The 14,467-nt window shown below is 70.7% G+C and carries 13 protein-coding genes; 6 read left to right on the top strand and 7 right to left on the bottom strand.

What is annotated here, in order from left to right; all coding sequences use genetic code 11:
* Window positions 1-11 precede the first annotated feature (11 nt).
* The 3 genes from hemC (at window position 12) to C1746_RS00970 (ending at window position 3,644) form a co-directional block, all read left to right on the top strand.
* Window positions 12-935, top strand: coding sequence for a hydroxymethylbilane synthase (hemC, locus tag C1746_RS00980; RefSeq protein ID WP_116712845.1), 924 nt, complete (start codon window positions 12-14; stop codon window positions 933-935).
* Entirely contained in the window at window positions 928-2,514 is a 1,587-nt protein-coding gene (gene cobA, locus C1746_RS00975) for a uroporphyrinogen-III C-methyltransferase (protein WP_116712844.1), read from the top strand. Before hemC ends, cobA begins: the two co-directional genes overlap by 8 nt.
* A gap of 167 nt (window positions 2,515-2,681) precedes the next feature.
* Window positions 2,682-3,644, top strand: coding sequence for an AIM24 family protein (locus C1746_RS00970; RefSeq protein WP_116715512.1), 963 nt, complete (start codon window positions 2,682-2,684; stop codon window positions 3,642-3,644).
* A gap of 169 nt (window positions 3,645-3,813) precedes the next feature.
* Here the strand turns inward: C1746_RS00970 and C1746_RS00965 are convergent, their stop codons facing one another.
* Window positions 3,814-4,221: a hypothetical protein gene (locus tag C1746_RS00965; RefSeq protein ID WP_116712843.1), complete on the bottom strand. Its 408-nt coding sequence runs from the start codon at window positions 4,219-4,221 to the stop codon at window positions 3,814-3,816.
* Window positions 4,218-4,397, bottom strand: coding sequence for a hypothetical protein (locus C1746_RS00960; RefSeq protein WP_116712842.1), 180 nt, complete (start codon window positions 4,395-4,397; stop codon window positions 4,218-4,220). The genes C1746_RS00965 and C1746_RS00960 overlap by 4 nt, the downstream gene beginning before the upstream one ends.
* A 61-nt stretch (window positions 4,398-4,458) precedes the next feature.
* Between C1746_RS00960 and C1746_RS00955 the strand changes: the two genes are divergently transcribed.
* The 3 genes from C1746_RS00955 to C1746_RS00945 are packed head-to-tail and all read left to right on the top strand — an operon-like array spanning window position 4,459 to window position 6,934.
* Window positions 4,459-4,869 (top strand): nuclear transport factor 2 family protein, encoded by a 411-nt coding sequence (locus tag C1746_RS00955; protein WP_116712841.1) that lies wholly within the window; start codon window positions 4,459-4,461, stop codon window positions 4,867-4,869.
* A 27-nt stretch (window positions 4,870-4,896) separates the two neighbouring features.
* Complete coding sequence (locus tag C1746_RS00950; protein WP_116712840.1) at window positions 4,897-5,946, top strand: aldo/keto reductase; 1,050 nt, start codon at window positions 4,897-4,899, stop codon at window positions 5,944-5,946.
* A gap of 19 nt (window positions 5,947-5,965) precedes the next feature.
* On the top strand, window positions 5,966-6,934 hold the full coding sequence (locus C1746_RS00945; protein ID WP_116712839.1) for a hypothetical protein: 969 nt from the start codon (window positions 5,966-5,968) through the stop codon (window positions 6,932-6,934).
* 10 nt (window positions 6,935-6,944) lie between these two features.
* On the opposite strand, the gene C1746_RS00940 is transcribed toward C1746_RS00945, so the two are convergent.
* Genes C1746_RS00940 through C1746_RS00920 form a run of 5 tightly spaced genes read right to left on the bottom strand, consistent with a single transcriptional unit; the run spans window position 6,945 to window position 14,452 of the window.
* Complete coding sequence (locus C1746_RS00940) at window positions 6,945-7,859, bottom strand: phosphotransferase (RefSeq protein WP_116712838.1); 915 nt, start codon at window positions 7,857-7,859, stop codon at window positions 6,945-6,947.
* The gene (locus C1746_RS00935; RefSeq protein WP_116712837.1) at window positions 7,856-10,777 is read right to left on the bottom strand and encodes an ABC transporter transmembrane domain-containing protein; all 2,922 of its coding nucleotides are present in this window, start codon (window positions 10,775-10,777) and stop codon (window positions 7,856-7,858) included. Before C1746_RS00935 ends, C1746_RS00940 begins: the two co-directional genes overlap by 4 nt.
* Window positions 10,774-11,913 carry a glycosyltransferase gene (locus tag C1746_RS00930; protein ID WP_116712836.1) on the bottom strand — a complete coding sequence of 380 codons (1,140 nt, stop codon included), beginning with the start codon at window positions 11,911-11,913 and terminating at the stop codon, window positions 10,774-10,776. Before C1746_RS00930 ends, C1746_RS00935 begins: the two co-directional genes overlap by 4 nt.
* Complete coding sequence (locus C1746_RS00925; protein WP_116712835.1) at window positions 11,910-13,190, bottom strand: glycosyltransferase family 4 protein; 1,281 nt, start codon at window positions 13,188-13,190, stop codon at window positions 11,910-11,912. The genes C1746_RS00930 and C1746_RS00925 overlap by 4 nt, the downstream gene beginning before the upstream one ends.
* Entirely contained in the window at window positions 13,187-14,452 is a 1,266-nt protein-coding gene (locus C1746_RS00920; protein WP_116712834.1) for a glycosyltransferase family protein, read from the bottom strand. The genes C1746_RS00925 and C1746_RS00920 overlap by 4 nt, the downstream gene beginning before the upstream one ends.
* Between the last annotated feature and the right edge of the window lie 15 nt (window positions 14,453-14,467).

Raw genomic sequence — 14,467 nt, 5'->3', positions numbered from 1 at the left:
GTCACCAGCCAATGATCCGCATCGCCACGCGCCGGTCGGCGCTGGCCCGGGCACAGGCGTTCCAGACCGGCACCAGGATCACCGACCGGACCGGCCAGCCCGTCGAGTTGGTCCCCATGTCCTCGACGGGGGATGACCACCCCGAACGCCGAGTTGAGGCCTTCGACGTCAAGGGCATCTTCATCGACACCATTCGACAAGCGGTCCTGGACGGCGACTGCGACGTGGCGGTCCACTCCTTCAAGGACCTGCCGACCGACCCCCACCCCGACCTGATGGTCGGTGCCATCCCCGGGCGTCAGGACCCGCGCGACCTGCTGGTCACCAGAGAGGGGCGCCCGTTCTCGGCCCTGCCGGCCGGCGCCATCGTCGGCACCTCCTCGGAACGACGAAAGCTGCAACTGCTGCGCGTGAAGCCCGGTCTCCAGGTCCTGCCGCTGCGGGGAAACCTCGACACCCGCCTGCGCAAGGTTGCGGACGGCGAGTTCGACGCAGTCGTGGTGGCACTCGCAGGGTTGAAACGGCTCTACACCTCCCCCGATCGGGGCGGGGTCGGCCCACTCGACCTGCCCCTCAAGGCCGTCCCGCTCGAGCCCGGAGAGATGGTGCCCGCTCCGGCGCAGGGCGCCATCGCGATCGAGTGCCGGGCCGACGACGCCCGCACGGCGTCGCTGCTCGAGGCGGTGGACCACCTGCCGTCCCGCAAGGCCGTCGAGACCGAGCGGGCCTTCTTGGCCGCCATCGAGGGTGGCTGCACCACTCCGGCTGGGGCGCTGTGCACCCTGACCGGCCTCGGGGGCCTCGAGTTGCTGGGCATGCTGGGCGACCCCGTGAATCGGCGGGTGCTGCGGCTGTCGACAGCCGGCGGGTTCGACCAGGGCACGGAGATCGGCACCCGACTGGGCGAGGAGATGCGGGAGGCGCTGGGTGGCTGATCCGGTTCGCGCTGCGACGTCGACGGCGGCAGCTGCGGTGCTGGCGGACCTGGGCGGAGAGCCCGCTGCCGCCGGGACGGTGTACCTCGTCGGTGGCGGGCCGGGGGCGCTCGGGCTGGTCACTGCGCGGGCGGCCACGTTGCTGTCGACCGCCACGTTCGTCGCCTATGACCGCCTCTCACCGCCGGAAGCCCTGGCGGTCTGTCGCGACGACGCCGAACTGGTCTACGTCGGCAAGCTGCCGGACCGGCACGCGCTGGCCCAGGACGAGATCGACGAGCTGCTGGTCGACAAGGCCGCCGAGGGCCACGCCGTCGTTCGCTTCAAGGGCGGTGACCCGTTCGTCTTCGGTCGTGGGTCGGAGGAGGCGCAGCGGTGCGTCGCCGCGGGGATCCCCTTCGAGGTCGTGCCCGGCATCACCTCCGCCATCGCCGCCCCGGCCTACGCCGGGATCCCGGTCACCCATCGCGGCATCTCCCCGGCCTTCGCGGTGATCACCGGCCACGAGGACCCGACCAAGCCCGAGACGCAGGTCGACTACCCGGCGCTCGCGGCTTTCCCCGGAACGCTCATCTTCCTCATGGGCGTCGGCCGGATCGGGCGGATCGCGCAGGCGTTGATGGACGCAGGCCGGTCCGGCGACACACCGGTGAGCATGGTCCGCTGGGGGACCACCACCCGACAGGAGCAGCTGGACGGCACGCTGGCCGACATCGCCGCACAGGTGTCCGAGACCGGGTTCTCCTCCCCAGCCGTCACAGTTGTGGGTGAGGTGGCAGGCCTGGCCGCCGAGCTCTCGTGGTTCGCCGACCGTCCGCTGCTCGGCCGGTCGGTCCTGGTCCCACGGACCCGCAGCCAGGCCAGCCAGCTGTCGCGACGACTCCGGGCGCTGGGCGCGGACCCGGTCGAAGCCCCGACGATCGCGATCCAGCCGACCGCCGACCCACGTGCGCTGGTCGAGCAGGTCGAGTGGATGCGGTCCGGCCGGTTCTCCTGGGTGGCGTTCACCTCGGCCAACGGTGTCCGGGCCGTGCTGGAGGTCATCGCTGACCGTGGCGGGGACTCGCGCTGGTTCGCCTCGACCAAGATCGCCTGCGTGGGCTCGGGGACAGCCGCCGCACTGGAGGCGGTCGGCCTGCGGGCGGACCTGGTGCCTGAGACCTTCACCACGCGGGGTCTGGGCGAGGCGCTCGGGGCGGTCGCCGCGGCAGAGGCTCATCCGGTCTTCCTGCCACGGGCGGACATCGCCAGCGACACGCTGGTGGCGGTCCTGACGGCTGCCGGTGTGGCCCTGGTCGAGGCGGAGGCCTACAAGACCGTCCCTGCCGAGGGCTTGGATCCAGACGTGGTGACCCGGCTGCGGGAGGGAACGTTCGACGCCATCGCGCTCGGGTCATCCTCCACCGCCCGCAATCTGATCGACCTGCTGGGCGAGTTGCCGCACCCCGACATCGCGGTCATCTCGGTCGGGCCGGTGACGTCCGCAGCCTGCCGGGACCTGGGGCTGACGATCACCGCCGAGGCGGACCCGCATGACATGGCTGGTCTTGCGGCGGCCGTGGTGCAGGCGCTTCGCTGAGGCTCGGGCTCGGCCCGGTCCTCCGAAGGTGTAGCTTCTGCCGGATTGTCCGGGTGAACCGACACATGTGTAGGCCCCAGACGATCAGGGATGCCGCTGGTCGGGGGGTTAGGCTGTCGCCCAGGTGACCCCATCCGAGGGTCGTGACCGACCAGGGAGAGCAGACCATGACGGCTGAGTGGCGACCGGACCCCGAGGGTCAGTACGAGTACCGCTGGTGGGACGGTCAGAACTGGACCGACCAGGTGGCCCACCAGGGACAGGTCGGCGTCGCACCGATGGGGCGGGGTGGCGCGGGCTCCGGCGGCGGGCAGCCGGGTGTCGAGCAGGCCGGCGGTCAGCCAGCGGGTGGTCAGGACGGCGGCTCGGCGGAGCCCCAGGCCGCGGTCGTCGACCAGGTCGGCGGCCAGCCACAGCAGCAGTCGGCTCAGGCGTACGGCGGTGGGCGGGGCGGTGCGTTCCAGGGCATCACCGGTGACCTCGTCGACGGACGCTACGGGGAGCGGGAAGCCCAGCCGATCGCCAACCAGAACGCCAAGCTGCTGCGGGTCCGGGTCGGCCAGCCGTTCATGGCCCGGCAGGGATCCATGGTGGCCTATCAGGGCAACGTCGACTTCGCCTTCGAGGGCGGCGGCGCCAGCAAGTTCATCAAGAAGGCCCTGACGGGCGAAGGGCTCCCGCTGATGAAGGTCCAGGGACAGGGCGACGTCTTCCTGGCCGATCTGGCCTACGACGTCCACCTGCTGCAGATGAACAACGCGGGCCTGTCGGTGAGCGGCAAGAACGTGCTGGCCTTCTCGACCTCCCTCGACTGGAACATCGAGCGCGTCAAGGGCGCGAGCATCGCGGCTGGTGGGCTGTTCAACACCACCCTGCGCGGCACCGGCTGGGTGGCGATCACCACGGACGGTCCACCGGTGGTCCTCAACGCGGCGGAGGCGCCGACCTTCGCCGACACCAACGCGGTCGTGGCGTGGTCAGCCAACCTGCAGACCACGATCAAGTCCAGCTTCAAGGCGGCGGCGCTGATCGGTCGAGGGTCGGGGGAGGCGTTCCAGGTCGCCTTCCAGGGTCAGGGCTTCGTGATCATCCAGCCGTCGGAGGGCTTCACCTTCAACACCACGGGCTGAGTCCCTCGTGGTGTGGTGATTGCCGAGACCGCGACTGTCGGTACACGAGTTCGCCTCGTCAGCCCTTGACCGTGTGCTAAGAGTTGGGGCGGCCCAGGTCACAACCGACTTTCAGTGCACGACCGAGTTCTGGCATCGCGGCGGTGTACCGATAGTCGGCCGGAGACCCCTACAGCCGGCGAAGGGCCCGTGCCGACCAGGCAGCCGCACCGGCGACCGCGAAGCCGAGGACCGCACCGGCGGGGTAGACCGGTGCGCCGAAGGCATCCCGCCCGTCGAGGGTGACAGCCAGCCCGTCAACTGCGTCGACCACGACCGAGGCCAGAGCCAACTCGGCCAGACGTCGATCGTCACGCATGGCCTTCAACGTCATCAGACCGAGCGCCACGTCACGCCCCGACTTCATCCGGAAGCTGGCCCGGGAGTCGGCGGTCGAGATATCGTCGCCGATGATGTCGAGGACCGGCCCGGGGGAGATCGTGGCCGCGGTCCCCTCCACCAGCCTGGCCACGCCCAGTCCGATGATGAACAGCCGGGCCGTGCGGCGCCGATTGAGCGTGGGAAGACGGATGTTCATACGACGTTCCCCCCGTAGAAGAACAGGTATAGGCCGACGAGGATCATCACGACCAGGGCCAACTTGATCGCGGTCTTGACGGCGCCCAGGACCAATCTGATCCCCAGGCCGATGACGATCAGGCCGACGGGGGAGGCGATCGGGTCGAGGTCGATGTTGCTGAACAGGTCTTCCATCTCCTCCCGACCCTAGTGCCGGGCGGCGCCGGGCGAGGGTAGGTCTACGATCAGCAGTGCCATGTCCGACCAATCGCATGACCGCGACACCGCCTCCCCCGATCCCAGGGTCGCAGTCGACGCGCACGTCTCCGCGCTCAACCACGGCACCATCGCCGACGTTCTGGACACCTTCGCGCCGGAGGCCGTCTTCACCTCCGACGGGGGGACGGCCAGGGGTCGGGCCCAACTGGCCTCCCTCTTCGAGGGGGTGACCGGGGCCGACCGCCCCACGACCATCATCCGGCGGGCCGTCCCCGGCCGTGCGGTTGAGGGGCGGGTCACCACGCTCACCTGTCGCCTGACGCGCCGCTTCACGGTCCAGGATGCCCACGGCAACGTGGCCGGCGCCCACGACGTCGAGGTCGACGCCGTCTTCGAGGTCAGACGCAACAAGATCACCCGGATCACGGTCGGATCGCCCCTGGAATGACGTGAGCTGCCCGGTAGCCTCGGAACCATGCGCTATCGCGAGCTCGCCCCTGGAATCGACGTCAGCGTCGTCGGCTTCGGCAACTGGACCGTCACGACCGGCTGGTGGGGTGAGTACACGCGGGAGGAGTCGATCCGCCTGCACCGCGAGGCCTTCGACCACGGGATCACGTTCTTCGACACCGCGGACACCTACGCCGAGGGGTACGCCGAGGACGTCCTGGGTGAAGCCCTGGCCGACGTCCGCGACCAGGTCGTCATCGGGACCAAGTTCGGCTACGACATCACCTCCGACCACCAGCGCGTCGGCCAGCAGGAGCGGGCGCACCGGACCGACGTGGCCTACATCTCCCAGCGTCTCGACGAGTCCCTCAAGCGCCTGGGCGTCGATGAGATCGACTTCTACCAGCTGCACAACCCGCGGATGGAGCACCTGGACGCCGACGACCTGTGGGGTTTCCTCGAGGAGGCGAAGGCTGCGGGGAAGATCCGCGCCTACGGCATCGCGCTCGGCCCCAAGATCGGCTGGTACGAGGAGGGGGCGTACGCCATGCGCCACCGCGGGGCCGGTGCCGAGAACGTCATGCCGGGCGACTCGGGGATGGCCGGGATGCAGATGATCTTCAACCTGCTGGAGCAATCGCCCGGCAAGGAGCTGATCGAGGTCGCCGAGGAGACCGATCACAAGCTCATCGTCCGGGTACCGCACTCCTCGGGGATGCTGGAGGGCAACCTCACCGCCGACCACGTGTTCCCCAAGAACGACCACCGCCGTCACCGCCCGCGATCCTGGCTGGTGGAAGGGGTCCAGAAGGTGGCCAGGCTCGACTTCCTGACCCACGACATGACCCTCGGCCAGGCGGCGCTGAAGTGGGTGCTGTCCCACCGGACCTGCGTGACCACCTTGCCGAACATCTACTCGTCCAAGGAGATAGCGGAGTTCGCCGCCGCACCCGACCAGCGCGACCTGACGACCCAGGAACTCGACCGGATCGCCGAGCTGTACGCCGACAACTTCGGTGTGGTCCCGCAGTCAACGCCCGACACCGACAAGGTCAACGGCGGACTGGGCGCATAGGAAGGCGTAGGACCCTGGAGTGAGCGATGTCGCGGCGCAGCCGGCCCCGGAGGAGGACGGTTCCTCTGGTGGCGACACGGCTGCTGCGGCGCCCACTTCGCAGCCGACGCCCACTTCGCAGCCGACGCCCCGCCAGCCGCTGTCGCGCTCAGCCGGTCGGCGTCTGAGCCCGGCTGAGGCCGAGCGGGTCATCGCCCGAGCGCTGGAGCTACAGGGCTCAGAGCGCCCGCGGGCGGACGCGGGACTCAGCCTGCGGGACATCCAGGAGGTGGCCGCGCAGGTCGGCGTGGATCCGTCACTCGTCCAGCGCGCGATGACCGACGTCCGCATCGCCACGGCTGCCGAGTACGAGCCCAGCCGAACCGAGCGACTCCTCGGGCCACGGTCGGTCCGGGGAGCCGCGATCGTGCCCGAGCGGGCCGAGCGCGTCCGTCGGGGGGCCACGAACTGGATGACCCATGACGAGGGAATGAAGCTGACGGGGGCGCGCGGGAGCTCCGAGCGCTGGGTCAAGGACAAGCGGCTGCTGGTCGAGATGCGGCTGGGCCTGCAGGCGACGAAGGCGGAGAGTGTCCTGCGTGACCTGAAGGCGGTGACCGTCACCGTCGAGGAGGAGGCTGACGAGGAGTCGGTGGTGACGCTCGAGGCTGACACCCAGCCCATCCGGAACGCCTCCATCGGCATCATCACCTCCGGGGTCATCGGCGGCATCGTCACGGGCATCGGTGCCGCGGCCGCGATCCCGGACTCGGCCATCATCAGCAGTGACCTGGCGCAGTTCGCGACGAACCTCGGCGTGTGGGCGGCGGGCAGCGTCGGCATCGCCAACGTCGTCAGCCGGACCTGGGCCAAACGGGTGCGGGAGGCCCTGGACGGTGCGCTCGACGGGATCCGCATGACCACGACCCAGCCGGACATCCCCCGGCCACCGTCCTCGGCCACCGGCTGGAAGCGCACGGCGCTGAACTGGCTCGGCGGCGACCGCTGAGGGACGACCGCTACGCGCCTCGCCCGAGATCGCGCCACTGACTGATCGCCGCCGGCGTCACCGTCCGCGCCAGGTCCAGTAGGTCGGGAGCACGGTGCACGCACGCAAGGCGGCACAGGGTCAGGCGGGTGCACCGCGCCAGTCGCTCGGGGTCGAGGCGTCCGCTGAGTCCGTAGCCGTGCAGGAAGGCTCCCGTGGCCTCGCTGACCGCCGTCGATCCGCCGCGAGTATCGCGGAGGAGGAGGTGGCCCAGTGCGTTGCCCACGTCGAGCTCCGGCGGTCCGAGCGCGATGTCGTCGAGGTCGATCAGCGCCGTGGTCTCACCGGTCAGGATCTGCTCCTCGTAGAGATCGCGATGGACCACCGTGGGGGCGGGCCACGGCGTCTGGAGGCCGGGCTCGGCAGCACGCAACGCCGCCGCGCCCAACGTCGTCGGCGCCAGCTCGGCCTGCCGCTGCAGGGCCCGTCGCTCTCGCTCAACGGTGTGCGGCTGCAGTGCCACGACCCGTCCTGCCCACGCCGTGTGCCAGCCCGCAAGCGCCTGGGCGGCCCGGCGAACCGCTGCCACGTCGCCCGCCTCCAACGAGGTGCTCAGCGGCGCCCCGACCACGTCGTCGAGGAGGACGACGCCGAGATCGGCATCCACTGCGCGAAGCTGCGGCACCACCGGACGGTCCGGACCGTCGGCCAGGACACCAACCCTCTTTGCGACCCGGGCGGCGCGGTCACCGGCATAGGCCTTGGCGATGACGCTGCCGGCCTGGCCGTGCACCCGTGCGGTTCGACGCCGACCCGGCTTGTCCTTGAGCACCTCGGTCCACACCGGCCCGCCCAGGAGGGCGGCAGCCACGCGCTCCACGTCCGCCACGGACGGAACGGCCAGCGGTGTCGCGCTGGTCGGCGCGCTCGGTGGCACGACCGTCACGGTGCAGTCTCCTCCGCGACCTTCAGCATGACTGCGACGCGGTCAGGCCAGTCCGGCGTCGGGTTGCTGCGGAAGGGAGACATGCTGCGACGGAGCAGCGCCACGGCGAGGTGCCAGTCCAGACCAGCGGGTCGGCGCCCGTAACCCGACACCAACCCGTCCAACGCCGCGTGGGTTCGCTCCAGGCCCTCCTGACCACGATGCAGATGGGCCGCGAACGTCGCCAGGTCCATTGCCGGATCGCCGATCCCGCTCTCGTCGGTGTCGAGCACCGTCAGTCCCGAGGGACCCAGGAGCACCTGGCCCCGGTGGAAGTCGCCGTGGCACCACGCCCCCGGTCCCGTCGGCTCACTGGCCGCGAGCCGGTCCGACAGCCGGATGGCCCGGTCAGCCAGTTCGGGCACGAGGGCACCGACCGTGCGGGCGCTGGCCCGCGCGCCGGCCAGCGGGTCCAGTCGGCGAGCGGTGGTCCGCACAGTCGCTCGGTGCACTCTGGCCAGCGTCCGCCCGACCTGTTCCAGGTGTGGCCATGGGTCATCCAGCCGGTGTCCCGGGACAACCCGTTGAGCCGTGATCCGGAGGTCGTTGTTGAGCCCCACTGGTGGGGCCACGGGAACCGGTAGCAGCGGACTGGCGAGCAGCGCCCTCGCCGCGTTGCGGAAGTCGCCCTGATCGGCGTAGAGCTTGAAGACGACATCGCCACGGCGCAGCACGGCACGTCTGCGCGGCTTGTAAGCCAGGATCTCAACTGGATCGTCGGCCACGTCCGGGGTGGGGAGGTCCAGGCGTGTGGCAAGCTCCCGCAGGGGCAGCGCCAAGGCCGGCAACCAGAGGTCCAGCGGTACCCACTGCACCAACACGTCGTCATCGGGCAGGTGCATCAGCGGCTGGTCGACACCGGCTCGTTCCGCCACGCGGTTGGCGAGCTGACGGTTCTCGGGCCGTGCCGCGCGCTTGGCCAGGTCACGATCTGCGGCGGCCATGAGAACCACCCGCCGGTCGCGACCCCGGCCGGTCACGTCGTAGTCCACCACCACATTGGTGCCCGGCTTGTACCTGACGTAGCGGATCCGCACCTGGCGGACGTCCGGTGTCACGGCCCGCAGACGCTCGGCCACGGCCTCCGGGTCGAGCAGCAGGTCGAGTTGGCCCAGCCGCTCGTCGCGCGGCGCAGGAACGGCCTGCGGCGTGACGACCTCCTGGGCGACCGCCAGCTCGCGGAACCGACCGCACTGGGCCAGCAGGCGGCCCGGCTGGCCGTCCTCGACGACCCGGCCCTGCTCCAGGACGATCACGCGGTCGGCACGGGCTGCCAACCGCATGGAGTGGGTGATCATCACCGTGGTCCGACCCTCGAGCAGGTGTTCGAGCGCGGCGATCACATCGTGTTCGCTGTCGGCATCGAGGCCACTGGTCGGCTCGTCCAGGATCACGATCGCCGGGTCCCGCAGCAGCGTGCGCGCGATGGCCAGGCGTTGGCGCTGCCCGCCGGAGAGTCCGGCACCTCCGGGGCCGAGCGGGGTGTCATACCCCGCGGGCAGGGCCGTGACGAACTCGTCGGCCCCGGCTGCGCGAGCGGCCGCGATGACCTCGCCCCGGGTGGCCTCGGTCCCGTAGGCAATGTTGTCAGCGACGCTCCCGCGAAAGAGCTCGCTGTCCTGGAGCACGAAGCCGATCTGCTCACGCACCCACGAGAGTCGGCAGTCCCGGACGTCGCGGCCGTCCAGCCGGACGATCCCCTCAGAGGGGTCGTGGAAGCGGGCAAGAAGGGCGGCCAGGGTGGACTTGCCGGCCCCGGAGGTTCCCACGACAGCGACCGTGGACCCGGCGGGTGCGTCGAAGGTCACGTCGTGGAGGGTGGGTGCCCGGCCGGGGTAGGCGAAGCTGACGCCCTCCAACGCGATCGCACCCGCGGCCCGCGGGCCCTCATGGCCCCGTGGCGGGTCGGTCAACTCGTCGTCGGCCGCCAGGACCTCGCTGATCCGCTCGGCCCTGGCCAGGGCCCTGCTGATCCGGCCGGCCTGGCGGGCCAGGTCTCGCAGCGGGCGGTAGAGGCGCTTGACGTAGGAGACCATCACGACCAGGTCACCGGGACTCAGTGCTCCGGAGACCACGCGGATGACGCCGATGGCGAGAACGGTTCCGGTGCCGACGGCCTCGAGCACGCCGACCAGGCCACCGAAGCGCCCCTCCACGACCGAGCCTCGCACGCCGGCGTCCCGCCGGGCACGGCTCTCGGAGTCGAGACGAGAAGTCTCCGCATGTTCGGTCCCCAGTGACTTCACCGTGGCGATCGCCCCCAGCGCCTCGGTGCTCATTGCTGCGATCTCCCCTTCGGCTCGGCGTTGCTGTCGCGCCTGCCGCTTGATGATCCGGCGTGACCGGACGCTCGCGACGGCCAGGATGGGCGTGATCGCCACCGCCACCAGGGTCAGGATCGGATCGAGCAGCAGGCTGACGGTCACCATGCCGACCAGCAGCAGCACGGAGCCGAGGACCTTGACGATCGACTCGCTCACCAACTCTCCGACGGCGTTGGCATCACCGGTGATCCGGGCCACCAGGTCCCCGGTCGACCGGCCGCTGTGGTAGCGCAGGGACAGCCGCTGGAGATGGCGGTAGACGGCGACGCGGAGGTCGTGGACGACGTGCTCTGCCGTCTGGCGCATCCACGTCTCCGAGGCATAGGTCCCGAGCGCACCGGTCGCGGCGACTGCGAGCATCAGGCCGGCAGCGGTCGACACCAGTGCCCCATCGACCTGCTCGGGCGAGCCTGCGAGGTAGTCGACGACCAGCTTGAGTGGGAACGGGCGGGCCAGCTCGGCGGCGATCACGAGCAACGTCCCGACGACGCCACTCGCGACAGCAACTCGCCGTCCGCGGGTGAAGGGCCACAGGAGTCGCAGCACGGCGCTCATGCCGACAGCTCCACGGAGGCGGTGGGTGTGGCCGCCAGACCGTCCACGTGAGCCAGCACGGTCCGCGCCCGGTGCGGCCAGGTGTGGTTGCTGAGCACCTCCCGGCGACCCGCGGCCCCGAGCTGAGCACGACGATCGGGATCCGCCTGCAGGGCGGCAACGGCTGCCGCGAGCGCGCTGGCGTCACCGGCTGGTACGAGCACGCCCCGTTCGGACAGCACCTGACGTGTGCCGGGCAGGTCGCTGGCGACGACGGGCAGGCCGGCGGCCATGTACTCGAACACCTTCAGTGGTGAGAAGTACGTCGGCATGTCGGCCGGGCCCGGTGCCACGGCCAGGTCGGCCTGACGGAGCAGCTCCGGCACGTCGTCGTGCGGCACCGTGCCGAGGAGCTCTGCCCCGACCGACTGGAGATGATGGCGGCCGGGGCCGTCCCCGACGACGACCAACCGGGGGGCATCTGCGCCCAGGCTCCGCCAGGCCTCGGCGAGGACCTCCGGCCCGTGCCACGGTCGTAGGGCACCGACGAAGATCGCCGTCGGGTCCGCCCTGTCCGGTCGTGCCGCGCGGGGGAACATGGCCGCGTTCACGGCGTTGGGTGTGAGCTCGACCGCGGTGGCGCCACGACTGCGGGCGTACGTCACGAGTGGTTCGGATACGGGGAGGACCAGCGCTGCGTGGCGCAGGACCTCCTGCTCGGCACGGTCGGCGACCTCAGGTCGCTCAAGGGTCCGGAAGCGGGATGCCTCCTCCCGCAGCGGCGCGTTCATCTCGACCAGATGGGGCAGGCCGAGGTGTCGGGCGGCCCGGCTGGCCGCGGTCGTGTGCAGCGCCAGACGTTCATAGATGGCGGACACGCCGCGTGCCTGTGCCGTCTCGGCCAGCCACGCGGCACGGTCGCCTTCGCAGTCCAGGCGGGTGGCGAGGTCGGCCCCCTGCTGCGGACCCGGAATCTCCAGGACCTCCAGGTTGTGGGCCCTCGTCTGCGCCCCATCGGCGATTCGGGTGACGCAGACGCAGACCTGGGTGTCCTCGGCGGCGATCGCGCGGGCCAGTTGCTCCAGGTGCACCGACGCGCCCTTCGACCCACCCCACGCGATCCCCGGGTCCAGGCAGGCCATCAGCAGCGCACTCATGGGCCGACCACCGGCGCTGACGAGCCCACCAGTGCACGGTCGCGATGTGATCGGACGCCGCCGGTGCCGGTGGCCTCGGAGAACGCGGACCGCAGCAACGCGACGCTGTCGCGGAGGCAGAAGTTGGCCTCGACGTGGTCCCTGCCGGCAGCTCCCAGTCGAGCTGCCAAGGGGGGGTCCCCCACGATCGTCCTGATCGCCGAGGCGAGAGCAGCCGGGTCGCGCTGGGGCACCTGCCAGCCGGTGCGGCCGTGCAGGACCGCCTCGGACAGACCGTTGACATCGGTCGTGATCACGGGCACGGCAGCCGCCATCGCTTCCAGGACGACCGTTGGGAGGCCGTCCCGATCACCGGTGCTCGCCACCACACACGGCAACGCGAACACCGTGGCATGAGCCATCCGCTCCATGACCTCCGCGTTGTCGAGGGCGCCACGAAAGGTGACAGCCACGCCAAGTCTCCTCGCGGCATGCGCGAGGTCCTCACGGAGCGGGCCGTGCCCGATGATCTCTAACGCAACCGGCTGGCCGCTGTCCTGCAACAGGCCGCAGGCGGCGACCAGGTCGTCCAGTCCCTTCTTCTCGACCAGTCGTGCGACGGCGAGGACCAGTGCGGGCTCTGGCGTGCGCGCAGGCGTTCCCAGGCGGGCCAGGTCGACGGAGTTCGGAACGAGCGTGACCCGTGCATCCGACCCCAGGAGGCCCCGCAGGTACTCGACGTTGTCTCGGCTGACGGTGGCCACGAAGGCGGCCTGGCCGAGCACCTCGACCAGCCGACGGGGGTCGACATCCTGGTGGTAGATGTCCTTGGCGTGGGCGGTCACGCTGTAACTCGGGCCACCGAGCTGCCAGGTCAGGTGCGCGAGCTTGGCGGCGGATGAGGCGAAGTGGGCGTGCACATGGTCGACGCCATCCCGACGGAGGGCGCGCGCCAGCTGGGCGGCCTGTCCCAGACGGCGCCAGCCCGTGACGCTGGGCGGCAGGGTGGCCTTACCGGCTGCGATGACCGTCGCGCGGGGCTGTGTGCGCAGCAGCTCCTGGGTCCCGCGTACGGTTCGCAGTGGCTGCTGCAGCGGACGGCGGGTCAGGTAGGTCACGTCGACGTCGAGGTCGTCGATGAAGTCGTGGGTGAACGCCTCCTCTGGCTTGGCCAGCGCGTACACGCTGACCCGGGCGCCTTGTCGGCGAAGCTCGATCAGCTCGGCCGCGACGAACGTCTCGGAGATGCGCGGGAAGCGCTTGAGCAAGTAGGCGATGTGGGGCTGCTCGGTGGTCATGCTGGTACCTCCGTGGGGGTGATTCGCGGATCTGGGGGTGAAGCGAGGGGCCGAGCCGGAGCCATCCCGGTACGGGCAAGGGTCACCAGCAACGCGGCGGCGCGGCCGGCACCGTCGAAGGTCATGTGCTCAGCGATGCGTGCGCGTAGGGTCGAACGGTCCCACTGGAGCGCCCTGCCGATGGCTGTCCGAAGTCTGCTGGGGGTGACCTGGCCCGGGTGGATGCACTGGAGCAGGCCGTGGTCGGCGAGGCGGCCAGCACGGATGAGCTGCTCCCGTCGGGGTACGACACGAGGGATGCAGACGGCCGGAACGCCTGCGGCGAGGACTTCAGTCACGGTGTTGTACCCGCCCATGCACACCACGGCGTCGACCTGCCCGAGATGCCGTCCGAGGTCCGTGATGCTGGTGTGGAACTCGGCGCCAATCAGCAGTGCCCGGGCGGCCAGTCGCTCTCGGGCCCCCGGATCCATGTGGGGTCCGGACACGATGACGGTTCGCCAGGGGGCGAGTGCCCCGGCGTCCAGGGCGGCGTTCAGCACCTGCTGGCCGTCCTCGCCTCCGCCGCTCGTCGTCAGGACCACGGGGCGCGGACCGCTCAACGTCTCATCGTGGGCGGTCGGTGTGGTGTCGACGACGTAGCCGCAGTAGGTGCCGAGCGCCCGCATGCCCGACGAGACCGCCGAGCCGTGGAACGGGTCCAGCAGACCGTCGTTGCCGTAGATGAGCACCTGGTCGATGAACCGCTCGACATCCTGTCTGGCAGTGCCATGGACCCACTCCTGGTCCACGCGGTCTGGCGAGTCCAACACGTCGCGGAGGCCGAGGACCGTCCGGCGTCCAGCCGCTCGCTGGAGTTCGAGGGCCGGGACCAGCTCTCTGCTGACACCGCCGGGGTGCCGGTCGGCGACGAGGACGTCCGGGGCGAAGCTTGCGACGGTGGAACGCAGCAGCTCTGCCCGGAGGGCGTGCACCTCGGTCGCCGCCAGTTGAAGCCGGCGGGGCTGGTAACCGCCGCCTGCCTTCCGAAGGCCCGGGAACCGTACGACGTCGACGCCATCCGGGATGGTGAAGGCGTCCAGGTCTTCGGCACCGGTTGCCAGGAGCACGGAGGACGTCGGCTCGGCTGCGATCAGCGCTGAAGCCAGATTGAGGTTGCGGCGGATGTGGCCCAGCCCCATCCCGTCGTGGGAGTACAGCATGAACCGTGGGGGGCCGGCGTTGCCGCGCGGATGGGTGCTGTGTCGTTGGGAGCCGTTCATGTCGGGGAGCGTCCC

The organism is Euzebya tangerina (assembly GCF_003074135.1).
Lineage (GTDB): Bacteria > Actinomycetota > Nitriliruptoria > Euzebyales > Euzebyaceae > Euzebya > Euzebya tangerina.
Note: the sequence above shows the minus strand (reverse complement) of the source record. Positions and strands in the feature narration are given on the sequence as shown.